Source organism: Candidatus Syntrophosphaera thermopropionivorans (assembly GCF_004353895.1).
Classification (GTDB): Bacteria; Cloacimonadota; Cloacimonadia; order Cloacimonadales; family Cloacimonadaceae; genus Syntrophosphaera; species Syntrophosphaera thermopropionivorans.
In genome coordinates this window covers 1-25,048 of record NZ_SMOG01000013.1, presented here as the reverse complement: position 1 = coordinate 25,048, position 25,048 = coordinate 1, and the positions used below count along the sequence as shown (strand labels likewise).

Genomic DNA, 25,048 nt, shown 5'->3' with positions numbered 1-25,048 from the left:
TTAAAATATAAACCTTAAGAGAGAATGATGGATAACTCTATAATGAGGGTCATACCATTGACGATATTCTTCAGAATGGGTGGGCATAATCTTTTTAGATAAACAATCTTCTATCATCATTTCTTCTTCTGGGGTTGCAGGAATAATGGATTTTACCAGAGGCATACAATTTTCCCAGGTCTCAATCCAATCATTCCAATTAATCCCATTTTCAAAGCGGGATTGCAATATACAATCTGCAAGAATCTTGATTTTATCTTCAGAATCTTTTAAATACTCGGTTGGTATCTTTTTATTTAACAACATTGAATTTTGTTTTAGGTCCTCATCTGGCAAGCTTATTATAGATATCAGATTAAGACGAATAAATCCTTTTCCTACGCCAATATCTTGATAGGGAACATCTGTTTTCCACTTCATATCATTAAGTTCTCGCTTCAAATTATAGATAATAGTGTCTCGCTGAGGTTCAATATGAGAGGGACCATAAAAGGCTTGATAAAGTAATTTGAACACATCAAGGTAATGGCATCGTGGATGTAACTTAATTTCCTGAAGGATAATATCGCTTATCTCATCCAAAGTAAAATCTGGTTTAACGATCATCATAAACGATATTTCCATCTTTTATTATTAATAAAGTCCGCACTTTGTTCCAATCAAATAGTTTCGTGAAATCCGTGTCCATAACGCTTAAATCTGCAATAAAACCCTCTTCAATGATTCCCAGATTGTCTTCTGTATGATTCAACCAGGAGTTATTTTCGGTGTAACTCTTTATAGCTTCTATAGGTTCTAACTTTTCTTGAGGATTATGATGATGGATAAGAGCATAAAGCGACATCGCAATATTCATATCTGTCACATACCAATCGCTGGAACTGCAAATGGATATACCTTGTCTGGAAAGTGATTGAAACCGGTTCATTATTTTGTATCTTTCACCTAATCTTTCGGAATATAATCCCGAATTTCCACCCCAAAGTAAATCAAAAGCGGGTTGCATTACAGCTACTGCTCCACTTTTTGCTATCTCTTGAATTAAACTATCAGGAGTAACTTCACAGTGAATCAGTTCATCTCGTAATTCTTTAACCTCTTCTCTATCTTGAGTGGCATAAGCAGAATTGATTTGATGAATTGCCGCATCACCGATACAATGAACTGCCACTTGCAAATGTTTCTTATGAGCTTGAGCAACAAATTCCTGCCAGAATTCATCATTATGATATAAAATGCCCCGGGTATTTTTATCCTTATAGGGTAAAGTCATAGCTGCAGTGTGAGAACCAATAGAACCATCCGCCAGAATGCATCCTCCAATTCTTTTTGCTCCAAGCTCTAAAGCATCACGGATATTGAAACTCTGAGGATAAAGTTCAAAGCTTACGGGGAACTCATTAAGGTGGTCACGCACGAGTTTATAGTGTTGATTACTCATTTGAGCATCGCCAATCATAGTATGAACTGTGGTAAATCCACCTTTTAAAGCAGCTTGAGCAGCATTCTTATAGGCTTCAATGATTTCTGCTTCAGAAAGATTATCCTGTAACCAGTTGACTGCTCTATCATTATCTTCAGCAATCAGGATTTCATTGGAACTTGTTAAACCAGGAATAATTGCCCGAGCTTTTGAATTCAAAACGCAGGAATGACCATCAATTCTACGCAATAGTAAAGGACGGTCTGGACAGACAGAATTCAGCTCTTGCCTAGTAGGAAATCTTTTTTCTGCTATCTTTTCTTCATCAAATCGCCAAGCAAAGATATATTGTTGATTATTTTTTAGAGAATTAGATATATGTTCTAAAACCTCTTTTATAGATGTGCATTCAGAAAGGTCTATACCAGAAAGATATAACCCTCCAGAAAAACAATGAGTATGGGCATCAATAAAACCGGGATAGACATAAGCTCCATTCAGGTTAATCTTTTCCCAATCAGGATTTACTTTATCATTATTAAAGCATAACTTTACTATTCTATCTTTATCTATCAGTAAACCCGATAATTGTGCATCAAATTTAGCATTATGATAAATGTGTGCATTATAAAGGTATATCATATAATTAACCAGGATTATCTATATTATTACTTTCAAATATAGAAGATAACATACGGTAAAATAAATTAATAGGAAAACCCATAACATTATAGTAACATCCTGTTATTCGCTTAATAAATTGTGAACCAAAACCTTGAATACCATAAGCTCCAGCTTTATCCATAGGTTCACCCGTGGCAATATAAGCATCAATATCAGTTTCGGTTAGGGGAGAGAATTCTACCAGACTCCTTTCATAATTAATTGCTTGAAGGGTTTTCCAGCATATGCATACCCCTGTGTAGACCTTATGCGTTTTTCCAGAAAGCAGAGTCAGGAATTCTTTTGCTTGCATCACATTTTCTGGTTTACCTAAAATTTTATTTTCCAGAACTACGATAGTATCTGCTCCTACTACAACAGTTTCACTATCTATTAAAGCAGCAATGGTGGAAGCTTTGTTTTTTGCATTATGCATCACTTGTATATATGGCTTTTCACCATTTATAGTTTCTTCAACTTTAGCTGGGATAACCAGAGGTTGCAGTCCTATCATTTTAAACAATTCTAATCTTCTGGGACTACTGGAGGCTAAAACCACTTTTTTATCGTTCAATAAGTTGTGTATCATAGATTATACCTTGAATCCCGGATAGCAATATAGCGAAATAAGTCAATTAAAATCCTTTAAAAGTTAAAAAAATCCTTGCCTGAAAAAGCAGTATTAGAAATCCTAGTTTTTAGTAAACAATAAATATTCCAGGAGGAATAAAAATGGAACGCGTGTATAACTTCAACGCAGGACCAGCAGTGCTTCCAGAAGAAGTATTGCTGGAAGCTCAAGCTGATTTATTCAATTACAAAGGTATGGGACTTTCTGTAATGGAAATGAGTCATCGTAGTAAGGAATTTCAAGCCATTATAGACGATGCCTATGCCAGAGTGAAACGGATTTATGGCTTGGGTGATGACTATGAGGTCCTTTTCCTGCAAGGAGGTGCCAGTCTCCAATTTCTAATGGTGCCTTTGAATTTTGCAGTGGAAGGGAAAGAAGCAAACTACATCAATACTGGACAATGGTCTAAGAAAGCAATTGCAGAAGCCAAAAAGATTGGTAAGGCGGTTCATATTGCTGCCAGCAGTGAAGACAGAAATTTTGCCTATATTCCTCGGTCCTGGCAACTTTCTGATAATCCTTCTTATCTGCATATTACCACGAATAACACTATCTTTGGCACTGAATGGAAATTTGATCCAGATATTCCAGAGGACATTCCTTTGATTGCTGATATGTCATCTAACTTTATGAGTAAACCCATTGATATCCAGAAATATTCTCTTGTCTATGCTGGTGCTCAGAAGAATGTCGGTCCTGCTGGTACAGTTGTCGTTATTATCAAAAAGAGTCTTTTAGAGAAAGCAATTCCTGGTTTACCAACTATGCTGGATTATAACATCCATGCAAAAAATGGTTCACTTTATAATACTCCTGCCTGTTTCATCATTTATATGGTTGGGTTAGTGTTGAAGTGGATTGAGAACTTTGGCGGTCTGAAGAAAATAGCTGAAAATAATAAGTTGAAAGCCGGATACATTTATGATACCATAGATGAATCTAATGGTTTCTATCGTGGAACTGTGGATAAAGAAGACCGTTCTTTAATGAATATCACTTTCCGTCTTCCCAGTGAAGAATTGGAAGAACTGTTTGTTTCCGAAGCCAAGAAGAATGGAATGATAGGCTTAAAAGGTCATAGAGATGTGGGCGGATGCCGTGCCAGTTGTTATAACAGCTTACCTCTTAAAGCGGCAAAAACATTAAGCGAATTTATGAAAGAATTTCAACGGCAACACGGTTGAAAATCACTATAATTTATAATCAAACAATAAAGAAGGCGGGAGATTCTCTCTCCCGCCTTTCCCATGAGAGGAAATAACTATATGTCTTTACTGGATTTCATAATGCGTGGCGGATTTCTGATGTATGTACTGGTGGCTATTTCCGTTGTTATTATTGCTATTGTAATTGAAAAATACTATCAGATTCATAAAGTGAGAAAGGCTAATGAAAAACTATCTTTTTATCTGGCTCAACAAGATAAACCGGAAAATATTAGAGCTATTCTGAGAATACATGGACAGAGCAGTCCTCTTGGATTAATGCTGGACAAGCTTTACAATGCTGATACTGATGATATTAAACTGATTCAGGAAAGTATGGAAGCTGTAGGTAATCGGGAACTTCATAATCTGGAAAAAGGAATGGACTGGCTTTCTACTCTTTCCACTATTGCTCCTTTAGTCGGATTCTTAGGGACAGTGATTGGTATGGTTCAGGTTTTTATGAATATCCAGGGACAGGGACAAAATACGGTGGATATAAGTACTTTGGCTGGAGGTATCTGGGTTGCTTTATTAACTACAGTTGGTGGTTTAGTAGTGGGGATACCGTCTATTATTTTCTATAATAATTTAGTACAAAAATTGGATGACCTGGCAAAAGATATGCAGCACGAAGTTATGGAACACGAAATAAGATATCGTAAAATGCTGGAAAAGGCTTAATATTATGCGACTGGAAATTTCCAAAAAGAAAATTAGCAGCACCACTCTGGTTTCTATGACGGATATGATGTTCTTGCTACTTATCTTTATGGTTCTGGCATCAAATTTTACCGCTCAGACTGGTTTACCATTAAAACTTCCAGCTTCCGTATCACAAGAACGACAAGTGCATCAAGTGCTCCAAATTCAATATCTTCCCAATAAAACTATTGTGTTTCAAGGTACAGAATATAGCTTGGAAAATCTTGGTCCCGCCTTACAAAAGGAATTCAGAAGTAAAGACCAAGTAGTGCGTCTTTCTGCAGACCGTTCCACACCTCTTCAGGATGTGATTACGATAATGGATATAATCCGTGGTGTGGGCTTTGAAAGAATATTCGTAGGTACTGAACCGATTAAGGAATAATATAATGACATTACCGAGTGGCAAATATAGTCCCTGGCTAATTTCTATTATCTTGCATGGTATTTTGCTGCTCATATTTAGTTTTTATTATATTAAACCCCAAGTCGCTATTCACTGGTATCAAATAGAACCTTATGACCCTTTAACTCAGTGGGAAGAAACTCCAGTCATCAAGGATCAAGCCCGAGAATCTATTAAAGAAGAAGTCTCGCCATTACCTCAAATCAGCAATAAAGTAATAGCTCCTCAAAAATCTGAAGTTCCTCCTCAAACTTTAGAGCAAGAAACTATCCCTCAACCTTTAGCAGGAGAAGTGATGGAGGCACCTGAATTATCTACTCAACCAGTTCCTAAAACCACTGCTCCTGTAGTAAACAATCCTTTAGCTTATGGTTTTTTAAAAGGTTTGACCGGAGGAGACAAAAGTTCGGCAGCGGGAACAGTTAATGTCTCCTTTGGTAAAGGCAAGGGAAGAGTCCGTTTTGATTTTCCTCAAGATTATCGTCATTCTTTAGGTGCTCCAGGAACCGTTACTGTTCGTTTTAAAGTAGACCAATATGGTAAACCAATAATGAGTACAGTGGATGCAATTGAGCAGAGTGGACCTCGTTATTTTGCGGAAGCAAGAAAAATTTTAGAAATGTATCGGGATAAATTCCACATTATTGGTGAACCACAACCAGGAATTGAATGTGAACTAACTTTTATTTTTCAGTAATGATAGAATTTAAAATACCTGCCTTAATGGGAATATTAAATATTACAGAAGATTCTTTTTCTGATGGGGGAAAGTTTATAAATCTAAAGGATGCTTTGCTTCAGGCTGAAAAACTAATCTCGGAGGGAGCTGATATCCTGGATATTGGCGCAGAATCTACTCGTCAAGGTGCAGAACCTGTTCCCGAAGATATAGAATTGCAAAGAATAATTCCCGTGCTCACGGAAATTAGAAATAAATGGCAGGATATACCTATTTCTATAGATACACGGAAAAGTAAGGTAGCAGAAGCAGCTATAGATTTAGGAGCCAGAATTATAAATGATGTTTCTGCCCTTCGTTTTGACCCTGAAATGGCTGATATCTTATCATCTCATCCTCAAGTGAAAGTTATATTGATGCATATGCAAGGTGAACCTCAAAATATGCAGAATAATCCTCATTATGAAGACCTTTTGGGAGAAATTAACGCTTTCTTTGAGGAAAGGATTGCCTATGCTGAAGTGAAAGGTATTTCGCGAGACCGTATCTATCTTGATCCGGGTATAGGATTTGGGAAGACAGCAGAACATAATTTTCAGTTGCTGGCACACCTGGAAGAATTTAAAATTCATCAGCTTCCACTGGTCATAGGTGTTTCCAGAAAAAGTTTTATAGCTTCCCTGGATAATTCTTCTGTGGAGCAAAGATTGGGAGGAACTTTAGCTGCGGGATTGGTAGCAGTTTTAAAAGGTGTGGAGATACTGAGAGTGCATAATGTGCAAGCTCATCGTCAATTCTTTCAGGTACTTAAGGAAATAAATGAGGTTAGTGAATGGACATCCTAATACCGAAATTTGCCGATATTGTTGATATCTTCATTATAGCTTTTCTGATTTATCAGATACTCTTGGTCTTAAGAAGAAGTGGAGGTTGGCAAATTCTCGTGGCTGTAGTGGCTATAATCATCTTAGCTACCATTGCCACAGCTTTAAATCTTCGGATGGTTTCTTCACTTCTCAATTCTATCAGTAGATACTGGGCTCTGGCTTTAATAATTCTTTTTCAACCTGAAATCCGAACTCTTTTAAGTAAAATTAATCTTTCCCGGGAATTGAATCTAAGTCTTAGAAAGAGAGAAACTAACTATGTATATATGCCTCTGATTGATGCTATTTCCTCTCTTTCTTTTCGTAAAATTGGTGCTCTCATTGTTATTGAAAATAGGCGGAAACTAACTGAGTATATCAATAATGGTGAGATAATTGATGCAGCTCTTTCTTTAAGATTGGTTTTAACTATTTTCAATCCTAAATCTCCTTTACATGATGGAGCAATCATTATCAGAGGAGATCGTATTATTGCTGCCAAAGTGGTGCTTCCTCTTTCTAAAAATCCTGAATACATAAAGCATTTTGGCACTCGTCATCTTGCTGGAATTGGAATCACTGAGGTTTCCGATGCTATTGCTATCATTGTTTCAGAACAGAACAGTCAGATATCGGTGGCTCAAAATGGAAAGATTAAAGTTAATGTGGCATATGAAGAATTGCTTCAGATTCTTATGGATGCAACTTCTTGATAAAATAGAAAGGTATAAAGATGTCTCAACCTATATTGATTGGAATTACCGGTAACATTGGAAGTGGTAAAACCACCTTCTGTAATCTTTTAGAAGAGCACGGATTTAAAGTTATATACGCAGATGAGATTGCGCAACAACAATTAAATCAACCCGATACTTTAAAGACCTTGATAAAAAGGTGGGGGAAAGGTATAGTAAAAAATGGTCAACCCCAGAGAGATAAAATTGCCGAAATTGTATTCAATAATAAATCTGAACTGGATTTCCTAAATAGTATCGTGCATCCCAAAACCCTTTCTGCTTTACAACAAATAGTGGATAATAGCACTGAAAAATACCTCTTTTTTGAAATACCCTTGCTCTTTGAAGCAGGATTAGAACTATGTTTTGATTATATTATTCTCATTCGTGCACCTCGTGAAGTCCGTATAAACCGATTATTACAAAAGGGAAAAGAAACAAGAGAGCAGATAGAAGCACGCATCAATGCCCAGATTGATGACCAGGATAAAATACCACTATGTGATTTAGTTATAGATAATTCCAAAGACCTCATTGAATTAAATAATCAGCTAAATTCTCTTCTTTCAACCTTAAAAGACATTAAGCCAAAGGAAAAAATACCCTTCTCTTTATGATATTTTACGGTTAATTTTATCTAACTGATTACAATATCATAGACCATCACTTATTTGACAAACCGTTAAAACTCCCTTATAATATACTAAGGATTTAATATCTCCTGCTATAAAATATTTAAGATATCTAAGTATAAAGCAAGAAAGTAGTGAGATGTTTATTATCTAAAGTAAAGAGAATATAGAGAAAGAGCAATAGAAAAGATGAAAAAGTTTTTTCAGAGAATAGTTGATTTTCTGGGAATGAATTCCAGTCTGGCAGGAATGCTGTTGATGGTCATTCTGGTAGGGATGGGAGAAAAGATGGCAGAACGCTTTCTTCCTCTCTATATTATTGCGATGGGCGGTACTCCTATTATAATTGGTCTCTTAAATGGATTGGACAATCTTCTCAGTGCTTTGTATTCTTATCCAGGTGGTTGGTTAGCGGAAAAATTAGGCTATAAAAAAGCTTTAGCTATCTTCAATTTAATGGCTATATTCGGATATTTGATTGTAGTTTTGTTTCCAACCTGGCAAGCAGTGCTGATTGGTGCTATCTTTTTTATCTCCTGGACAGCTATATCCTTACCTGCAACTATGAGTTTAATATCTTCTGTAGTGCCTGCAAATCGTCGTTCTATGGGTGTCTCCTTAAATTCCATCGTAAAAAGAATTCCTATGGCTCTGGGTCCTATTATGGGTGGTGCACTTATTATGAAATTTGGAAGGATTCAGGGTGTCCGTTATGCCTTTATAGTAGCCATAATTTTAGCCATTGTAGCTCTCTTTGTTCAACAGAAGTTAATCGTTGAACCTCCCGTAGAGAAAAAGACAAAACAGAAAAAAGGGTCCAGACGCTTTTCTAAAAATCTTACTAATCTTCTGGTATCTGATATCTTAGTGCGATTCTGTGAACAGATTCCTTATGCTTTTGTGGTGGTTTGGGTGGTAGAAAATAATCACATAAGCGAAATGCAATTTGGCATTTTGACTGCCATTGAAATGGTAACAGCAATGCTTATTTACATTCCAGTTGCCTATTTAGCTGATAGAAGTACCCGCAAACCTTACGTAGCTATAACTTTCTTCAATTTCACTATTTTCCCAATAGTCCTGCTCTTTAGTAAAACCTTTCCAGCTTTAATCTTCGCATTTATTATAAGAGGTCTAAAAGAGTTTGGGGAACCCACTCGCAAAGCTCTTATTATGGACCTGGCACCTGAAGATTCAAAAGCTTGGACTTTTGGCACTTATTATTTCATCCGGGATGTCATTGTATCCGTTGCAGCTTTTGCCGGAGCTTTTCTTTGGAAGGTGAGTCCTGCGCTAAATTTCCTGATTGCCGCGGGTTTTGGTCTACTGGGAACTCTCTATTTTATTTTGAAAGTGCACTCTACTCCTGTTCCTCAGACAGCTATTAATCCGGAATAAAACTCAAGTGTAGATTTATACTGATATAAAAGAACCAGTTTTAATATTCTTTATCCCGTATTAACGATGATATAATTATGACGAATAACTAATGGATACAATTTTATTCTTCAAAACGATAGCAGTAAATTAAACTCTTTTAAACTTCTGTTTGGGGACAAATTATACATTTAATTACATTAAAATTAGACAGTTATATGAATATTATTATCCCAAACTCCTAATTGACTCTCTCTTAGCACTTTATAAGCAAAAGAGCTAAGGGAGAGCTAAGAGACAATTTGAGTTAAATTATGCTGGCAATGTTTCCCTTGATAACAATCATAGAATATTATAAAAGTTGGTAGTTATTTGTAGTGACCATTATTGCACTTTACTTTCTCGGTTTATATATCGGGTTGTGAATTGTATACTATAACCTCCTCAAAGTGGTTTTTCCTCTATAAGCTAAGATTATCAGATAAACATAATTAAATTCACTGAGAGTTATAAGAGATAGAATTTTCTAAAATAAGTAGTTTAAAAAATCTTGACTGCAGAAAAATGTCTCCAAAAATGAGGGTATGAAAAAGATAATTCATATTGATATGGATGCCTATTTTGCTTCCATAGAAATTAGGGAAAATCCTTCTCTGAAAGGAAAATGTGTAATAGTTGGAGGATTACCTGATAGTCGTGGTGTGGTAGCAACCTGTTCTTATGAAGCAAGAAAATATGGTATTCATAGTGGTATGAGTTCCTATCAAGCCTGGAAATTATGTCCGCAAGCAGTTTTTGTTCACGGTCATTTCAAGCTTTATAAAGAGGTCTCGGAACAAATCAGGGCTATTTTTCATCAATATACCGATTTAGTTGAACCTATGTCCTTGGATGAAGCTTATCTGGATGTAACTGAAAATAAAATCAATGAACCTGATGCAGTCAAAATTGCCCGACTAATAAAACAGGATATCTGGAATACCACTCAATTAACCTGTTCAGCCGGTGTTTCTTATAATAAATTTCTTGCCAAAATAGCTTCTGAACTGCAAAAACCTGATGGTCTTAGTGTCATCACACCAGAAAATACTCGTGAAATCCTTTTCTCACTGCCTATAGAGAAATTTTATGGTATTGGAAAGGTCACTGCTGCCCGAATGAAGAAAATGGGAATAAAAAATGGAGAAGATTTATATAATCAAGATTTAAGCTTTTTAATCAGCAATTTTGGTAAGGCTGGAGTTTATTATTATCAGGTTGTTCGTGGAATTGATGATAGAGAAGTTATTACTGAATTTGAACCCAAAACGGTAAGCTGTGAAAATACTTTTGAGAAAGACTTGGATGACATCAATGATATTTTAGCAGAATTGGAAAAATTGATTGAACGTTTGATAAATCGTCTTGCCTTTCAAGGTATAATGGGGAAAAATATCTTTATCAAAATAAAATATGATAACTTTGAGGTCATAACTCGTTCTTGTCCTTTACCTGAACCTACTGCTGACCGCGCTATTCTTTATGAATATGCAGAAAAACTACTTCTTTCTAACTGGGACCATTCTCGTAAGATAAGATTGTTAGGTGTAGGTGTTGGTAAACTTGACTTAGAAAGACCAGAAAAGGAAGAACAATTGGAAATTCCTATATAAACTTCTTCTATTTTAGAACTTTAGCAGGACGAGAAGATTTCTGCCACCAATTACTTAAAACAATCAAAACCAGACCAATTAAAGTGGCAGGAGAAATATGTTCTTTCAAGATAAAGAAGATAAAGATGAGTGATAGAAAAGGAGTTAAAAAGATTAAATTAGCTGTAGAAGCAGTGCTCGTACTGTATTCCAAAGCTTTTTGCCAAAGAAGAAAAGTGAGACCCATCTCAAAAATTCCCACATAAATCCCTCCCAGAATGCCAAATGTTATATTTGCCTCAGAACTAAATAAACCATTATAATTCAATTTTCCCAGTATTAATGCATAGAAAAAAGTTGCCAGAGTCCCAATTAAGAAATTCCCCAAAAGTTTTTGAATAGCGGGAAGACTATCTTTCATATTTAAAATCCAATAAAAAGCCCAGACTAAAGATGTAGAAACAGCTAAAAGAGAACCCACCGGGTCATCAAATTGAAATTCCCAGAACCTACCTTGAGTTGAGACCAGAAGGACACCAAAGAAACTAATGAAAAGAGCGATGATATCCTTAATCCTGAGTTTTTGCTTTAAGAATAGGGCAGAAAGAAAAGACAGTACTATAGCCCAAGTATAATTAAGCACTTGAGCTTCTTGAGCTCTAAGCCGATGATAAGCTTCAAAAAGCATTAGATAATAGATAAAAGGATTCAACAAGCCAGATAGAATTCGTATCTTCCAGTTAAAAGAAGGTTTATTTGTCTTATCTCTTTTGTAATTAACCAGAAAGATAATAGCTAAAAATATAGTAGCACATAAGGAGGAGATTAAAAGTAAACCCAGCGGAGTGAGATGTCTTAAACTTAATTTAAATGCAGTAGAAACAGTTGACCAAGCAAGAATAGCCGCAAAAGCATAGTAATAGGCTTTTTGAAATGTTTTATGCATAACATTAAAAAAGCCTGCTCCTTGAGGAACAGGCTTTAGATTTATCAGAATAGTTTATTTCATCTGTTTCAGAATATTGGTATACTCAGTTTCCAGCGCTTGATTTTTCATTTTTTGAGCAGCTAAGATAACGAATTGAACTGGAATCTTATTTGTTTCGTCAAACTTATGCCATTTCTGCGCATAATTTGCCAGTTCTTCCCATCTTTCCATAGAATTCAAGAGGATAACGATGTTTTCATAATAGATATTGTCTTCTTTAATATCAAGAAGTTGTTTTAGATAATTCAGAGCAGCCTCATTATCATCCATTTTTACAGCAATATCATAAGCTGTGGCTAAAGCATCGGTGTTTCGCGGCTCTATAATCAAAGCCAACTCAATATTGTTTTTAGCTTTATCGTATTGCTCGCTAGCATAATAACAATCTGTTAAAACCAGTAAATTCTTGATATTAGTAGGTTCTTTTTCTTTCACTTTCTCAAAGAGGGGGATAGCTTTTTCAAAGTCTTGTTTATTATAATAATAAGCTCCAAGATTCATTATTACTTCAATATTTTCTGGATTCTGTTCATATAATTTGAAAAGATATTCGCCTGCTTTTTCCATATCTTTAAGTTCATTTTGGTAGATATTGACCAGCATATTCAATGGTTTTAGTTCTGTGGGATCCATTTCCGCAGCTTGTTCAAAAATCTTAATTGCTTGCTGAGTGTTGCCAGCATTCAATTCTTCAATTCCTTTATTATACACACGAGTCCAGGCACTAAGTTTCCTTTTCTTCATATCTCGGATTGCAGCTAACTCATCTTCGGTAGGCTTTTCATATTTTTCCATAATCTTTATGGCTCTATCGTAATATTCATAAGCCATTTTGTTGTATTCCAGAGATTTTTCTGGATTCTGTTCCCCATAATAAAGATAAATATCGGCCACACGTCTTAAAGCTAAAGCATGATCAGGATTATCCTGTAATACACGATTATAATATTTGAGAGCTTCCTCAACATTTTGTTGAGAATAGTAGACATTAGCTGTTTTCAAATCTACATTAGCTTGTGGACTAAGTCTATGTCTGGTTGTCGCACAACCAGTTAAGAACAGCAAAACAGCTAAGGTAAGAAGAAAGATTCGTTTCATTTAAATGACTCCTTTTCTTATATATGCAATTTAATTAATACATTAATATTAAGCAAGGTGTTAAGTCAAGGATTTTTCCAATATGATAAGAGAGAATATCTTAGAGCAGGAAATGTATTATATTGTCTTGCAAGGAAATTGATAAATGAAAAAAGAGTGGATAAAAAATCTTGACCAAAAGCAGCTTTTTAAATAGAAAGATACAAATAAACCTTTAATCCGAGCCAGTGAGCCGGAAAGGAGTAAAAAATGGAATCAACACCTCAATTTGTCGGTAGAAGTCTATATGACTTAGATGACTATTCTTCTGACGAAATTATGTATATCCTGGAAGCTGCCAAAGGTATGAAGGAAATAAACCTCCGGGAATACAAAAAAATCCCTACTCTGCGAGGGAAAACTGTCTGTACTCTATTTGTAGAAGATAGCACCCGCACCCGAATGAGTTTTGAACTTGCTGCCAGTAGATTAAGTGCAGATGTAGTAAGTTTCCAGGCTACAGTTTCCTCTTTAAAAAAAGGAGAAAGCCTGCAGGATACGGTTAATACTCTCAACGCTATGGGAATAGACCTCTATTGCATCCGTCATAGCAGTCCAGGAAGTCCTCAATTAGTGCATAAGTATTCTGGAAAACCAGTAATCAATGGGGGAGATGGAAGACATGCTCATCCCACCCAAGCTTTACTTGATATCTTTTCTATCTGGGAACGTCTGGGTAATTTAAAAGGGCTTAAAATCACTATTGTGGGTGATATCTTAAATAGTAGAGTGGTGCGTTCTGATTTAATTGGAATGACTAAATTGGGAATGGAAGTAACCGTCTGTGGACCTCGCACGCTTATGCCTGCTAATATGGAACAGATTTATGGATGTAAGGTAGAATATGATTTAGCAGAAGCCTTGAAAGATGCTGATATTGTTATGGGTCTAAGAATGCAGCTGGAAAGAATGACGGAAGGTCTGTTTCCCAGTCTGGAAGAATATAGTCGTCATTATGTTCTTTCCAAAGAAACGATTAAATATGCTAAGAAAGATGCTCTAATTATGCATCCAGGTCCTATGAATCGGGGAATAGAAATTTTACCAGAGATAGCTGATAGCGCTCAAAGTATCATTGTAGAACAGGTAGCAAACGGTGTAGCAGTTAGAATGGCACTGATGTTTCTTATTCTTGGTGGCAAGCTCTAAAGGAGGGGGAAATGACTACACTCATAAAAAATGGAATTGCTTATATCAATAATCGCTTTTCTCGCAAAGACATTTTGCTCAAAAACGGAAAGATTCAAAGAATTGCTCAAACCATAAATTTGGATAAAGTAGATCAAATTATAGATACAAGCGGTAAATATGTTTTTCCTGGCTTTGTTGATATTCACACTCATTTAAGAGACCCTGGACAAACTTATAAAGAAGATATCGCTTCTGGAACTCGTGCTGCTGCTCATGGAGGTTTTACCACTCTTTGTGCTATGCCTAATACCGAACCAGTAGTGGATAATATTGCTTCTGTAGATTATGTTCAGCGTAGAGCAAAAGACCTTGGTTCTGCCAGAGTTTTTGTTATAGGTGCTATCACTAAAAAAAGTGAAGGACTTGAAATAAGCGAAATGGCTACTATGAAATCAGGTGGAATAGTTGCGGTTTCCGATGATGGAAATTGTGTCCAGAATGCTAAATTAATGCTGAATTGTATGCGTTATGCCACCAATTTTGGACTTCCTCTCATCATTCATGCCGAAGATTATAATTTAAGCGGAAAAGGACAAATTAATGGTGGAAAAGTAGCTACAAAACTTGGGTTAACTGGAATTTCTCCCCTGGCAGAAGAAGTTATTGTAGCTCGTGATATTATGTTAGCTGAAAACTGCGGTGCACAATTGCATATAGCACATATTAGCACTGCTCGTTCTATAGAATTGATTAGAGAAGCAAAAGAAAGAGGAGTTAAAGTAACCTGTGAAGTTACACCTCATCATCTTTTACTAACTGAAGAAGCCTGCCTTAATTTTGATACCAACACTAAAATGAAACCTCCTCTCAGAACCGAAAAAGACCGTCAAGCCTGCGTTAAAGCTTTAAAAGAAGGAATAATAGATTGTATTGCAACAGACCATGCACCTCATGCAGATTTTGAAAAAGCCAGAGAATTTGACCAGGCACCATTTGGAATCATCGGTTTAGAGATTGCTTTCCCTGTGCTTTATCACTATTTAGTTAAACAAGGTTATCTATCTCTGGAAAGGTTAGTTGAGGCTTTAACTTCAGCACCGGTTAAAATTTTAAATCTTCCTGAAAGTGCCTTAAAAACTGGAAATCCTGCTGATTTAACTATCATTGACCTGGGGGCTGAAACTATCTTTACTCCTGAATCTATCCTTTCTAAAAGTAAAAATACACCCTGGCTTAATCAAAAAGTTTCCAGTAAGGTATTATATACTTTCCTGGAAGGAAGACAAACCTGGAAGGCTGAGTAGTGCAATATAAAATCTTACCTGTAGAAAAAATAGAAAAGATTAGAACCAACTACATCCAGATAACTATTAAGGATGAAGATTTTGCTTCTCAATGCAATCCAGGTAATTTCTTTCAGATAAAAGCTGATATAACTTCACAATGCAGGCGTCTTTTTAAACCTATCAGTGTTTACAATATAGAAGAAGATAGTATCTCCTTCCTCATTAAGGTCATAGGTGGAGGAACCAGAGCTTTAGCTGCTCTAAAAACAGGCGATAAATTGAAGATTTATGGACCTCTGGGAAATGCCTTTCCTTTAAGGCAAGATAGCAAAATACTTATGGTAAGTGGAGGAACAGGTTATCCACCTTTAGCTTTTTTGAAAAAAAGGCTTGATTCTTCCAATAATATTCTTTTTTTGCATGGTGGAGCTTCAAAAGATGATGTTTTTCCCTGTGACTGTTCTTATACCATAGATGGAAGCTTTGGAAATAAGGGAATAGTGACAAAAGATATAGCTGATTTGTTGAAAAAAGAATCTTTTGATTGTATATATAGCTGTGGACCTGTTAATATGCTAAAAACTCTGGCTCAAATAGTTGCTCCCATTCCACATTATGTCTCTATGGAAGCATATATGGCTTGTGGAGTTGGCGTTTGTTATGGTTGTGTTATTCCAACCAATGAAGGTTATCTAAGAGTCTGTTATGATGGACCTATCTTTGAAGCAGAAAAAATACTCTGGAAAGAATTATGAGTGAACTTTCCACTTCTCTGGGCAAAATCAATCTTCAAAGTCCTATTTTAAATGCTTCAGGGACTTTTGGAACTGAATACTTTAACTTTTTTCAGCAGGGAATTCTGGGTGCTTATGTAACCAAAACAATTACCTTGAAACCAAAAATAGGAAATCCACCTCCCAGACTTTATGAAACTGAAGCAGGATTACTAAATGCTATCGGTCTGCAGAATCCAGGATTAAAATCCTTCCTCAATAATGATTTATTTGATTTGAGAGAATATCTTAAAATCCCTTTGATAGTGAGCTTTTCAGGAGCTACTCAAGAAGAGTTTATTAGAATGCTGGAAGGACTGGAACTACATTGTGGAATCTATGGCTATGAAATTAATATCTCCTGTCCCAATGTGGAAAATGAAGGAATTGCTTTTGGGACCAATCCTGATATTGTTTTTAATCTGGTTGAAAAACTGGCAAGGTTAACTGATAGGGAATTGATTGTAAAGCTCAGCCCTAATGTTACTGATATTGCCTTAATTGCTCAAGCGGCAGAAGCAGGAGGAGCAACTTCCATTTCTTTAATCAATACCCTTTATGGAATGGCAATAAATTGGGAAACAGGCAAATCAAGATTATCCATTCCAGTATGTGGTTACAGTGGAATAGGGATTAAACCTGTGGCTCTTGCTTTAACTTATCAAACTGCCAGAGCAGTAAAAATTCCAGTTATCGCTATGGGTGGAATTCATTCCTGGCAGGATGCTCTGGAATTCTTTTATGCCGGTGCTTCTGCTATTGCTATTGGCACGGCTAATTTCAGTAATCCTTTAACCATTCCTGAAGTTTATCAGGGACTTCTGAATTTTTTAACACAACGAAACCTGAATTTGAAAGATATTATTGGTAAAGTAAATTGAAACTTCAGAAGTATATATAATAAGCAAGCATAATAATAATAACTCCATATAGGGTGAAAATCTTTTTGAACTTGACAAATAACCCGAATCTTTTACATTATATATTGTTATGTGCTCTTTTACAAGTTTATAGGGGGGTGATTAGGTTTCGACAGGGAATCAGGGTGTGAGTGATGCATGCCGGAGATGCTGTCCACTCCGTTACCAAGCAGCAAACAAAATTAACTGCAAACTACAATTACGCATTAGCAGCATAGGCTGCTACGTTTAACCCGTCCGAACCGACGGGATGGGATTAAGCGTCGGAACAGTTCGGTTGCACTGGCACGAATGCCCATAAGTGCCAGTTAAGATTATGGGCTTGGTCATAGCAGGTCTGATCGTCTTGCACTGCTATGACAACACTTAAAGACGACTAAGCATGTAGATTCGCTCATAGTCGGTTCTTTGGACGCGGGTTCGATTCCCGCCACCTCCACCAATAAATTGATATATCTAAACTAAAAGAGAATTTCTAAAGCAAAAATAGTAAATCAATCTGTGTAGGAGTAATCATATATTTATTATTCATTTTATAATCATTGCTATTTGAGATTATTTCTTCTACTTATTCTTTCCACATCAGAAAATCCAGATAATAGATACAGTTTAAATTTACTCTATATTCCTTTTATATCGCCATTCTATTATTTAACTCTTTTTCTATCTTAAATGCATAGATAATGTGTAGCTGATAGGGAGGTTATGTCCCATTTCGGACATAAGCTGGACATCAGTTGGACATAAGCTGGACATCAGCTCAAGATAAATTGACGAAATAGTAGAAACTTTTTAAAAGGAGAAAAACCAGAAAAAGCCCAATCGTACTAAAAAAGCTGAAGCTCTATTCTTTTGCTTATATAGGAGAGTTAATATAGAATGGGAAAAAAATAAAATGGAGCGGGCAACGGGACTTGAACCCGCGACCCTCAGCTTGGGAAGCTAATGCTCTACCAACTGAGCTATGCCCGCTAATAAAAAAAAAATTTGATTAGGAAAATTAACTGCTAATCTATAATGAGAATATAATGGGATATCACCAATAACTATTTGTATAATTAGGGTACATTAACTACATTACCTCCTAAAATATCTGCATCTATAATGTATCCAGCTTGCATTGTAACATTTTCTCCTTTAATAAATACGCCTAATATACATAAAAATAATGATACTCCTATTGATATTGCGGTTCTTGATTCACCCTTTAAGGTCTTACTTGCTATTATGGGGAGTTTAGAACCATCAATAGCATCAACGGTAGTTAGAGAAATAGCTAAAGATGCAGGTTTACCTAACAATCCATTTTGAGTAACTTGTTCAATTCTCCCATAAGCTCTTGCTCCAGCTGGTACTATTATTTTTCCATCCTGATATACAGGATGTACTACAACAAACTCTACTGGGTCACCTTGATTTGCAGTTTCCGCATCAATAGTTTGAGCCAACGATAATTGAACTCTTGTTGGGCGAACGACAACATTTTCAGCTACGATGGGAAGAAAAAGGTTTAGAAAAACAATCGTAAGCAGAAATAAGGCGATGTACCTACAATTTTTAGGCATAAGAACCTCCTATGGTCTTATTTTATTAGAGAAATTTTCCATTTCTCTTTTATTATATTTGGAAACAGCTTGTAAACTTCCATATATAGATCCCAGATAAAATCCTGTTCCTATTACAGAAAAGAAAACACCTGAACCGGTATTTCCTCGTTTAAAATTATCCATAATAGTATAGCCAAATAAAGAATTAACCACTAAGGTTGCAAGTGCAGTTTGTGGCATTTTACAATATAAATACCCAGCTCCTGGTAAGATTGCTTGAAAAAATACTGCTTTTCCACTTTTCTTGAATTTTAGAGGTAAAGATTCATCCATTATTGCTTGAATGTCAAGAGCTCTTGATTTTGGATAGTCCGTACTAATTTGATTTAATGTTTCTTCTGCTTCGTTATATTTTCCCAGATTTATTAAATTAACTGCTTTATAAATTAGCAAAGAGTCTTGTTTTTCTTTAGGTAAAGCCTGAATAAATTTATCAATCAATTTATTAGACTCATAGTAATATTTAATGTCAGTTAAAAGAAATGTATGTAATTTTATGGCGTCCCAGTTTATTTCCTGGTCTTCAAGCTTTTCATAAGTCTTTGCCGCTTCAATAAATTTATGGGACTTCGCATAACATTCTGCTATCCCAAATAAGGCTCTGGTAGTGTCTTCTTTACTTCCATTATACATACTACGATAATATTCACCAATAGCTAAATCATACAATTTTTCACTTTTTAAAAAGTCGGCATAGGCAAAATTATTAGTAACTTCTCCATTTAAAGAGATAAAAAACAGTAAAATAAATAAAATAGCAAAAACTCTTAAATTCATGGTATATCCAGGAAATATATTTCATCATCCACAATTACTTTTATGTAATATTGTAAATCGTGACCACAACGATTTAATCTATCAACTGTGTAAAATATGCCCCTTAATCCATATTTTTCTAATGCCTCTAATCCATAATTAGAACAGGAAGGATACATAGGACAATTTTGTTGTTTGACCGGTGAGATAGCTTTCTGATAAAATTCTACCATATATTCTATGATGGTTGTGGGATTATCTAATTTTATGCCTTTATTTTTCTCTAAGGTAGAGGGTATAGAAATATTAGTTATATTATTTTTTGCAGATATAGCAGATAAAGTAATTAAAATAAAAAACAATATAACTCCTATACTTTTTCTCATCTAACTAATCTTTATCTCCATTATGAAATATCTATTTAATATTCTATTTTTGTATTGTCAGCTTAAAAACAAATTCAATATTCTCATGCAAATAAAAAAGTCAAGTAAATTTTAAGATTTTTTAGTTACTTTATATATAACCTAGTTAATCAAAATCTAAGTATTTATTCCCATTCAATAGTAGCTGGTGGTTTTGAACTGAGGTCATAGACCACTCTATTGATGCCTTTAACCTCATTTATAATGCGATTCGCTACATACTTCAAAAAGTTCCAAGGGAATTCAGTAGCTTCTGCTGTCATCCCATCCTGAGAATTCACTGCTCTGAGCGCACAGACATTTTCATAGGTTCTTTCATCTCCCATCACTCCAACACTTTGAATAGGGAGGAGGATAGCAAAAGCTTGCCAGGTCTGATTGTATAGGTTCCAATTATGCAATTCCTGAATAAAGATTTCATCTATTAACTGCAATTTTTGCACTTTTTCTTTATCAACTGCACCTATAATCCGAACAGCTAAACCAGGTCCCGGAAATGGATGTCTATTTATGAGACTTTCAGGTAAGCCTAATTCTTTTCCTACAGCTCTAACTTCATCTTTAAAGAGTTCTCGTAATGGCTCTATCAGTTTTAGCCCCATTTTTTCCGGTAAACCGCCAACATTATGGTGGCTTTTGATTTTTGCGGAAGGACCACGGAAAGAAACACTTTCAATGACATCGGGATAAAGTGTCCCTTGAGCTAAAAATCCTACATTCTCATATTTTGCCGCTTCTTTCTCAAAAACTTCAATGAAGGTGGAGCCGATAATCTTCCGCTTTCTTTCAGGGTCTGAAACCCCAGCTAACCGCGAAAGAAACAGTTCTGAGGCATCTACAAAGTTAATCTTAAAGTTTTCTATAGCAGAAAAAGCTTCTTGCACGCGCTCTGCTTCTTTATAACGCATACAACCATTATCAACAAAGACTGGAATAAGATTATCTCCTATGGATTTATACAAGAGTGCTGCTGTTACCGAAGAATCCACACCTCCAGAAATCCCTAAAATTACCTTTTGATTGCCTACCTGCTCTCTAATCCTTTTTATGGATTCCTCAATAAAATTACTCGGCGTCCAATTCGCTGAACATTTTGCCACCTTAAGAACAAAATTCTGCAAGATGGTCTTGCCATTTGGAGTATGCACAACTTCAGGATGGAATTGCAATCCGAAAATAGGAAGATTTTTATGAGCTATAACTGCATAAGGTGCACTGGAAGTTGAAGCTAAAACGATAAACTCTGGTGGAAGTTCTGAAATAGTGTCTCCGTGACTCATCCATACCTTTTCCTCCAGAGCTAAACCTTCCAGCAAAGGATGTGATTTTTTTATCTGAAGAATAGCCTGTCCATATTCTCTTTTAGTTTGATGCTGGACTTTCCCTCTAAAATGTGAAACAATGAGTTGCATCCCATAACAAATACCTAAAATAGGAATATTCATTTCCCAAATAGAAGAATCTGGTTGAGGTGCATCTTCTTGATTTGTACTGAAAGGACTGCCAGAAAGAATTATTGCCTTAGGATTGATTTGGTTTATCCTTGTTTCCGTCAAATGATAAGGATGAATCTCACAATAGACATTGAAAGAACGTATCACCTTTCCTATGAGTTGAGTATATTGGGAACCAAAATCAAGAATTAAAACGGTATCGTAATGCATCAAGTTAACTCACAAAAGGATTGTTCTTCTTTTCCATACCTATTGAAGTGCGAGGTCCATGTCCTGGAAAAACTATCACATCATCAGGTAAGACGAAAAGTTTATTTTTTATAGAATTGATAATCTGCTGATGATTTCCACCTTGCAAATCAGTTCTTCCTATACTCTGTTCAAAAAGGGTATCTCCGCTTATTAAAAATTTATCTGCCAGAAGACAAATACCACCAGGAGTATGTCCAGGAGTATGAATCACTTTCACAGGATACTTTCCCAGACTCAATTCCATACCATCTTCTAAAAGCACATCAGGTGGAGCACTGGATACAGGATTTCCCACATATAAACTTAAATTCATTGCGCTATTAACCAGCATTGGAGCATCAGCAGAATGAATCATAAGTGGAACAGAAAGATGATTCTTGAACCAGCTATTGCCACCTATATGGTCCATATGTCCGTGCGTGTTAATTATATATTTAACCTTTAACTTCAGCTCTTCTATCCTTTTTAATAAGTCAGGAGAAGGAGCAGCCGGATCTACCAATATAGCTTCTCGAGAATCTTCATCCCATAAAAGCCAGGTATTAGTTTCAAAATCAGGTAATAGAATATAACCTTCAATCTTTAACATCAGGAATCCTTTATGAGGTAATTAGATATGACCTGAGGATATTTTCAGGACATTTTTCAACTTTTATCTCTTGATTGAACTTTTTGTCAACTCCATATTTAATATATGCGGGAGAACTTGCTTTATGACTGTAAAAAAGAACAATAGAAGCAGCGAGCTTAAGAACCTCTTCAGATGGCTCTTGAACTGTTAATAACCCCAAAGGTCCTTCTACATCTCTAATCTTTAGGTATAAGCCAGGATAGTTCTCACTTTCAATTCCTGCATTATCAGCAGCATCTCTTCCTACAATCAATTTAATCTCATCTGTTAATCTAAAATGCCTGCCCCAGCGTAGAAGTTTTACATTTTGCAGGCTATCCTGATTATGTCTCATCAAATCTCTTAATCGCAGAGAATAATTATGATCGGTAAGAAGACAACCTCCTGCTGGTTGAAGATGAGATATTCCAAATTGCTCTGCAAGCTGTAGCTGACGAGAACGTCCTCTTCCTGAAATATCCAGCATTTGATCTTTATTTACCCATCCTTCTCTAATGGGTTTAGTATCAGGTAATAATTTTTGAGATAGGGGACGGATAACTAAATCTCCAGCTCCACTCATTTTATCTACTGCTTTAAGAGAATCCAGATTTTGGGACATAGGTCGCTGTCCCAGCACTTCTCCAGTAATAATAAAATCAGCTCCCAATTCCGGTAACATCAATGCTGCTTCTTGAATCATCAACGAATGACAATCTATACAAGGATTAAGATTTTTCCCATAACCTCTTTTGGGATGTCTCAACATCTCTAAATGCTTCTCCGAAATATCTCTAACTTCCAATTTAAGTCCATTTTCTTCTGCCACTTTTAATGCTTTATCGGGAAATATATAAGCAGCTGCAAAAAAGACTGGAATAACCTCAAAACCGAGATGTTGCATCCAAAAAACTGCTAAAACACTGTCCAAACCTCCAGAAAATAGTGCTATAGCACGCTGAGGCATAAATTCTACTTTATTTGCTATTGATATCCTCCTGAATCAAATCCATAAATTTTAAAGGAGAGCGATGAGCTTGCCATCCATTTTGACCCTTACCATTTGCATTCCACCAGTAATAATTATTACTAACTCCCACAATTAGAACTTTGTTATCGTGTTTTCTCTGATAGCCAATAGCATTAATCCCAAAGTAGAAATTCTCAATCGGAGTTTGATTTTGCCATTCCGTTTTCACCAGGGTATAAGTATTAATATTACCATCAATTTGACGAATGTATTCATAATGCTGATTACGACCATCCCATCCGGCATCTATCACATTAAAATCAGGATTTTCGTCAATAGACCAGAGTGGAGAATAATTATAATCTTGAGAAAAAGAGGGCCAGGGATCAACCACTATATTTTTCGGAAGAAAGTTTATACTGCCAGTATAGGTTTTGTTATTAGCTAAGTTCGTTATTTTGTATGAAATAGGCTGATCCGTGCTTAAATTTATAGTCGCACCTCTATAAATTTTACCATCTGTGTAGGATTCTATAGTATTAAATACAATATCAGCTGTTCCAATTTTCAACGAAGCATCTGAAGCATTTCCTTTAGCAGTCATCCATATATCTGCTGCAATCATATTTTTGCTTTGAGCAGTATAATCCAGATCAAACCAGACCACATAATTATAATCCCATATATGTGAGGATATACCATATTCTTCAAAATTGGGAGTGGTAGGAGTTTCTTCTTTGGAACAGGATAATCCTCCTAAAATCAAAAAGGTTAAAAGTAACATTGACGGAATATAAAGATAATGTCTCATTTTTTGATCCTCCTTTAAAATTAACGACTCTATAATAAAAGTGTATTTGTATTTTAAAGAATAACAAATAATATTTATGATTTAGAAGAATAAATTTGCTTCAAGAAAGACTTCTTCTGGAGCTAAATGGGGGACTTGAACCCCCGACCTGCTGATTACGAATCAGCTGCTCTACCAACTGAGCTAATTTAGCTTAAAGAAGATATACCTTTCATGTTTGTATAAAGGTATCATAATTCATAAAAGCGTTTTCCGTCAAGAAGGATTTGAAGATTCATATTAAGGTTTATTTGTCTACACGAAAAGAAAAAATATGGTTAGTAAAGGGAAAGGGTATCCCCTACCCGGAGATAATAAATAAGAGCAAAAGAAAACTTATACAGAATAAAATTAAAGGTTATATAAATGGTAGTTATTGAGACAGATAGAGGGAGCGCAACCTTTATGAACACCTATATTGAAAACATACTCATTATGAATAAGGAAGATGTCAAGAGATATCGTTTAAACATGGCTCAAGATGCGCTAAAGTTTGGGATAAAGCCCTGTGCCCAAGCCTATCAAACCACAATTAAGACGGTGCGTAAATAAGTGAAGCGATACCAGGAGAATAAGGAGGCTGGTTTGTCAGATCTTCCCCGGAAGAAGGAGCACTGTTCTATCAAGATTGATAAGGAGACGGAGCTAAAGATTCTGGAATGTAGAAAAAGGCATCCGGGTTGGGGTTCCCGGAGAATTAAGGAAGTGCTAGAGCTTAATTATTCTCATGTTTCCATTCACAGAGTAATTAAGGAAGCAGGATTGATTAAGGCTAAGAGGAAAACTTATAAGAAAAGAAAGGATATGCAAGAAGTGAGGAAGCAGAAGAGAGTGTTTAGTCGTTTTCAGGTGGATATAAAGTATCTCACTGATATACCGGAATACGAAATCTGGAGATGGGAACACCATCTTCCGGAATATCTTATCACCG

26 protein-coding genes, 2 tRNA genes, 1 other RNA gene and 1 pseudogene are annotated in these 25,048 nt (G+C 35.8%); 16 read left to right on the top strand and 14 right to left on the bottom strand.

Translation table 11 applies throughout. The annotated features are described in order from the left end of the window. The 3 genes from E0946_RS04815 to E0946_RS04805 are packed head-to-tail and all read right to left on the bottom strand — an operon-like array spanning position 1 to position 2,675. Positions 1-609: a hypothetical protein gene (locus tag E0946_RS04815; RefSeq protein WP_133201333.1), complete on the bottom strand. Its 609-nt coding sequence runs from the start codon at positions 607-609 to the stop codon at positions 1-3. Further along, positions 596-2,065 (bottom strand): amidohydrolase, encoded by a 1,470-nt coding sequence (locus tag E0946_RS04810; protein WP_133201332.1) that lies wholly within the window; start codon positions 2,063-2,065, stop codon positions 596-598. Before E0946_RS04810 ends, E0946_RS04815 begins: the two co-directional genes overlap by 14 nt. Positions 2,066-2,069: 4 nt before the next feature. Continuing rightward, on the bottom strand, positions 2,070-2,675 hold the full coding sequence (locus tag E0946_RS04805; protein ID WP_133201331.1) for a Maf family protein: 606 nt from the start codon (positions 2,673-2,675) through the stop codon (positions 2,070-2,072). A gap of 143 nt (positions 2,676-2,818) precedes the next feature. Here E0946_RS04805 and serC point away from each other — a divergent pair, with 143 nt between their 5' ends. The 9 genes from serC (at position 2,819) to dinB (ending at position 10,979) form a co-directional block, all read left to right on the top strand. Next, positions 2,819-3,904, top strand: a complete 1,086-nt coding sequence (serC, locus tag E0946_RS04800) for a 3-phosphoserine/phosphohydroxythreonine transaminase (protein ID WP_133201330.1) — start codon at positions 2,819-2,821, stop codon at positions 3,902-3,904. Positions 3,905-3,985: 81 nt separating this feature from the next. Beyond that, positions 3,986-4,609, top strand: a complete 624-nt coding sequence (locus E0946_RS04795) for a MotA/TolQ/ExbB proton channel family protein (RefSeq protein ID WP_243713756.1) — start codon at positions 3,986-3,988, stop codon at positions 4,607-4,609. A gap of 4 nt (positions 4,610-4,613) precedes the next feature. Beyond that, positions 4,614-5,015 (top strand): ExbD/TolR family protein, encoded by a 402-nt coding sequence (locus tag E0946_RS04790; RefSeq protein WP_133201329.1) that lies wholly within the window; start codon positions 4,614-4,616, stop codon positions 5,013-5,015. A 4-nt stretch (positions 5,016-5,019) separates the two neighbouring features. After that, complete coding sequence (locus E0946_RS04785) at positions 5,020-5,733, top strand: hypothetical protein (RefSeq protein ID WP_133201328.1); 714 nt, start codon at positions 5,020-5,022, stop codon at positions 5,731-5,733. Further along, positions 5,733-6,560: a dihydropteroate synthase gene (folP, locus tag E0946_RS04780; protein ID WP_165942087.1), complete on the top strand. Its 828-nt coding sequence runs from the start codon at positions 5,733-5,735 to the stop codon at positions 6,558-6,560. The genes E0946_RS04785 and folP overlap by 1 nt, the downstream gene beginning before the upstream one ends. After that, on the top strand, positions 6,548-7,294 hold the full coding sequence (gene cdaA / locus E0946_RS04775) for a diadenylate cyclase CdaA (protein WP_133201327.1): 747 nt from the start codon (positions 6,548-6,550) through the stop codon (positions 7,292-7,294). The genes folP and cdaA overlap by 13 nt, the downstream gene beginning before the upstream one ends. A gap of 20 nt (positions 7,295-7,314) precedes the next feature. Continuing rightward, positions 7,315-7,935: a dephospho-CoA kinase gene (gene coaE / locus E0946_RS04770; protein ID WP_133201326.1), complete on the top strand. Its 621-nt coding sequence runs from the start codon at positions 7,315-7,317 to the stop codon at positions 7,933-7,935. A gap of 204 nt (positions 7,936-8,139) precedes the next feature. Continuing rightward, on the top strand, positions 8,140-9,348 hold the full coding sequence (locus tag E0946_RS04765; protein ID WP_133201325.1) for an MFS transporter: 1,209 nt from the start codon (positions 8,140-8,142) through the stop codon (positions 9,346-9,348). A 563-nt stretch (positions 9,349-9,911) separates the two neighbouring features. Then, on the top strand, positions 9,912-10,979 hold the full coding sequence (dinB, locus tag E0946_RS04760; protein ID WP_133201324.1) for a DNA polymerase IV: 1,068 nt from the start codon (positions 9,912-9,914) through the stop codon (positions 10,977-10,979). A 7-nt stretch (positions 10,980-10,986) separates the two neighbouring features. On the opposite strand, the gene E0946_RS04755 is transcribed toward dinB, so the two are convergent. Then, complete coding sequence (locus tag E0946_RS04755) at positions 10,987-11,904, bottom strand: DMT family transporter (protein ID WP_133201323.1); 918 nt, start codon at positions 11,902-11,904, stop codon at positions 10,987-10,989. A gap of 54 nt (positions 11,905-11,958) precedes the next feature. Then, positions 11,959-13,044 carry a tetratricopeptide repeat protein gene (locus E0946_RS04750; protein WP_133201322.1) on the bottom strand — a complete coding sequence of 362 codons (1,086 nt, stop codon included), beginning with the start codon at positions 13,042-13,044 and terminating at the stop codon, positions 11,959-11,961. 249 nt (positions 13,045-13,293) lie between these two features. Here E0946_RS04750 and E0946_RS04745 point away from each other — a divergent pair, with 249 nt between their 5' ends. The 5 genes from E0946_RS04745 (at position 13,294) to ssrA (ending at position 17,635) form a co-directional block, all read left to right on the top strand. Further along, entirely contained in the window at positions 13,294-14,232 is a 939-nt protein-coding gene (locus E0946_RS04745) for an aspartate carbamoyltransferase catalytic subunit (RefSeq protein ID WP_133201321.1), read from the top strand. Between the two features lie 11 nt (positions 14,233-14,243). Next, entirely contained in the window at positions 14,244-15,518 is a 1,275-nt protein-coding gene (locus E0946_RS04740; RefSeq protein WP_133201320.1) for a dihydroorotase, read from the top strand. Further along, positions 15,518-16,255: a dihydroorotate dehydrogenase electron transfer subunit gene (locus E0946_RS04735; RefSeq protein WP_133201319.1), complete on the top strand. Its 738-nt coding sequence runs from the start codon at positions 15,518-15,520 to the stop codon at positions 16,253-16,255. The genes E0946_RS04740 and E0946_RS04735 overlap by 1 nt, the downstream gene beginning before the upstream one ends. Then, positions 16,252-17,154: a dihydroorotate dehydrogenase gene (locus E0946_RS04730; RefSeq protein ID WP_243713755.1), complete on the top strand. Its 903-nt coding sequence runs from the start codon at positions 16,252-16,254 to the stop codon at positions 17,152-17,154. Before E0946_RS04735 ends, E0946_RS04730 begins: the two co-directional genes overlap by 4 nt. 133 nt (positions 17,155-17,287) lie before the next feature. Next, positions 17,288-17,635: a transfer-messenger RNA gene (gene ssrA, locus E0946_RS04725) on the top strand. 454 nt (positions 17,636-18,089) lie between these two features. On the opposite strand, the gene E0946_RS04720 is transcribed toward ssrA, so the two are convergent. The 9 genes from E0946_RS04720 to E0946_RS04680 all read right to left on the bottom strand — a co-directional run bounded on the left by E0946_RS04720 (position 18,090) and on the right by E0946_RS04680 (position 24,271). Further along, positions 18,090-18,165: transfer RNA gene (locus E0946_RS04720), tRNA-Gly, on the bottom strand. Between the two features lie 86 nt (positions 18,166-18,251). Further along, positions 18,252-18,758 (bottom strand): hypothetical protein, encoded by a 507-nt coding sequence (locus tag E0946_RS04715; RefSeq protein ID WP_133201317.1) that lies wholly within the window; start codon positions 18,756-18,758, stop codon positions 18,252-18,254. 9 nt (positions 18,759-18,767) lie between these two features. Continuing rightward, the gene (locus E0946_RS04710) at positions 18,768-19,577 is read right to left on the bottom strand and encodes a tetratricopeptide repeat protein (RefSeq protein ID WP_133201316.1); all 810 of its coding nucleotides are present in this window, start codon (positions 19,575-19,577) and stop codon (positions 18,768-18,770) included. Next, on the bottom strand, positions 19,574-19,942 hold the full coding sequence (gene yidD, locus E0946_RS07405; RefSeq protein WP_243713754.1) for a membrane protein insertion efficiency factor YidD: 369 nt from the start codon (positions 19,940-19,942) through the stop codon (positions 19,574-19,576). The genes E0946_RS04710 and yidD overlap by 4 nt, the downstream gene beginning before the upstream one ends. A 164-nt stretch (positions 19,943-20,106) precedes the next feature. Then, on the bottom strand, positions 20,107-21,645 hold the full coding sequence (gene guaA, locus E0946_RS04700; RefSeq protein WP_133201315.1) for a glutamine-hydrolyzing GMP synthase: 1,539 nt from the start codon (positions 21,643-21,645) through the stop codon (positions 20,107-20,109). A 4-nt stretch (positions 21,646-21,649) separates the two neighbouring features. Then, positions 21,650-22,276 carry an MBL fold metallo-hydrolase gene (locus E0946_RS04695; protein ID WP_133201314.1) on the bottom strand — a complete coding sequence of 209 codons (627 nt, stop codon included), beginning with the start codon at positions 22,274-22,276 and terminating at the stop codon, positions 21,650-21,652. 10 nt (positions 22,277-22,286) lie between these two features. After that, positions 22,287-23,264 (bottom strand): tRNA (5-methylaminomethyl-2-thiouridylate)-methyltransferase, encoded by a 978-nt coding sequence (locus E0946_RS04690; protein ID WP_133201313.1) that lies wholly within the window; start codon positions 23,262-23,264, stop codon positions 22,287-22,289. 10 nt (positions 23,265-23,274) lie between these two features. Beyond that, the gene (locus tag E0946_RS04685) at positions 23,275-24,078 is read right to left on the bottom strand and encodes a hypothetical protein (protein WP_133201312.1); all 804 of its coding nucleotides are present in this window, start codon (positions 24,076-24,078) and stop codon (positions 23,275-23,277) included. Between the two features lie 117 nt (positions 24,079-24,195). Further along, positions 24,196-24,271, bottom strand: a tRNA-Thr gene (locus E0946_RS04680). Between the two features lie 251 nt (positions 24,272-24,522). Here E0946_RS04680 and E0946_RS07400 point away from each other — a divergent pair. Further along, positions 24,523-24,669, top strand: a complete 147-nt coding sequence (locus E0946_RS07400; RefSeq protein WP_243713753.1) for a hypothetical protein — start codon at positions 24,523-24,525, stop codon at positions 24,667-24,669. A 33-nt stretch (positions 24,670-24,702) separates the two neighbouring features. Further along, a pseudogene (locus E0946_RS07395) lies at positions 24,703-25,048 on the top strand (helix-turn-helix domain-containing protein); the annotation flags it as partial.

Coding starts and splice junctions, on each gene's coding strand:
- E0946_RS04815 (WP_133201333.1), bottom strand. CDS start 609: ATGATGATCGTTAAACCAGATTTTACTTTGGATGAGATAAGCGATATT.
- E0946_RS04810 (WP_133201332.1), bottom strand. CDS start 2,065: ATGATATACCTTTATAATGCACACATTTATCATAATGCTAAATTTGAT.
- E0946_RS04805 (WP_133201331.1), bottom strand. CDS start 2,675: ATGATACACAACTTATTGAACGATAAAAAAGTGGTTTTAGCCTCCAGT.
- serC (WP_133201330.1), top strand. CDS start 2,819: ATGGAACGCGTGTATAACTTCAACGCAGGACCAGCAGTGCTTCCAGAA.
- E0946_RS04795 (WP_243713756.1), top strand. CDS start 3,986: ATGTCTTTACTGGATTTCATAATGCGTGGCGGATTTCTGATGTATGTA.
- E0946_RS04790 (WP_133201329.1), top strand. CDS start 4,614: ATGCGACTGGAAATTTCCAAAAAGAAAATTAGCAGCACCACTCTGGTT.
- E0946_RS04785 (WP_133201328.1), top strand. CDS start 5,020: ATGACATTACCGAGTGGCAAATATAGTCCCTGGCTAATTTCTATTATC.
- folP (WP_165942087.1), top strand. CDS start 5,733: ATGATAGAATTTAAAATACCTGCCTTAATGGGAATATTAAATATTACA.
- cdaA (WP_133201327.1), top strand. CDS start 6,548: ATGGACATCCTAATACCGAAATTTGCCGATATTGTTGATATCTTCATT.
- coaE (WP_133201326.1), top strand. CDS start 7,315: ATGTCTCAACCTATATTGATTGGAATTACCGGTAACATTGGAAGTGGT.
- E0946_RS04765 (WP_133201325.1), top strand. CDS start 8,140: ATGAAAAAGTTTTTTCAGAGAATAGTTGATTTTCTGGGAATGAATTCC.
- dinB (WP_133201324.1), top strand. CDS start 9,912: ATGAAAAAGATAATTCATATTGATATGGATGCCTATTTTGCTTCCATA.
- E0946_RS04755 (WP_133201323.1), bottom strand. CDS start 11,904: ATGCATAAAACATTTCAAAAAGCCTATTACTATGCTTTTGCGGCTATT.
- E0946_RS04750 (WP_133201322.1), bottom strand. CDS start 13,044: ATGAAACGAATCTTTCTTCTTACCTTAGCTGTTTTGCTGTTCTTAACT.
- E0946_RS04745 (WP_133201321.1), top strand. CDS start 13,294: ATGGAATCAACACCTCAATTTGTCGGTAGAAGTCTATATGACTTAGAT.
- E0946_RS04740 (WP_133201320.1), top strand. CDS start 14,244: ATGACTACACTCATAAAAAATGGAATTGCTTATATCAATAATCGCTTT.
- E0946_RS04730 (WP_243713755.1), top strand. CDS start 16,252: ATGAGTGAACTTTCCACTTCTCTGGGCAAAATCAATCTTCAAAGTCCT.
- E0946_RS04715 (WP_133201317.1), bottom strand. CDS start 18,758: ATGCCTAAAAATTGTAGGTACATCGCCTTATTTCTGCTTACGATTGTT.
- E0946_RS04710 (WP_133201316.1), bottom strand. CDS start 19,577: ATGAATTTAAGAGTTTTTGCTATTTTATTTATTTTACTGTTTTTTATC.
- yidD (WP_243713754.1), bottom strand. CDS start 19,942: ATGAGAAAAAGTATAGGAGTTATATTGTTTTTTATTTTAATTACTTTA.
- guaA (WP_133201315.1), bottom strand. CDS start 21,645: ATGCATTACGATACCGTTTTAATTCTTGATTTTGGTTCCCAATATACT.
- E0946_RS04695 (WP_133201314.1), bottom strand. CDS start 22,276: ATGTTAAAGATTGAAGGTTATATTCTATTACCTGATTTTGAAACTAAT.
- E0946_RS04690 (WP_133201313.1), bottom strand. CDS start 23,264: ATGCCTCAGCGTGCTATAGCACTATTTTCTGGAGGTTTGGACAGTGTT.
- E0946_RS04685 (WP_133201312.1), bottom strand. CDS start 24,078: ATGAGACATTATCTTTATATTCCGTCAATGTTACTTTTAACCTTTTTG.
- E0946_RS07400 (WP_243713753.1), top strand. CDS start 24,523: ATGAACACCTATATTGAAAACATACTCATTATGAATAAGGAAGATGTC.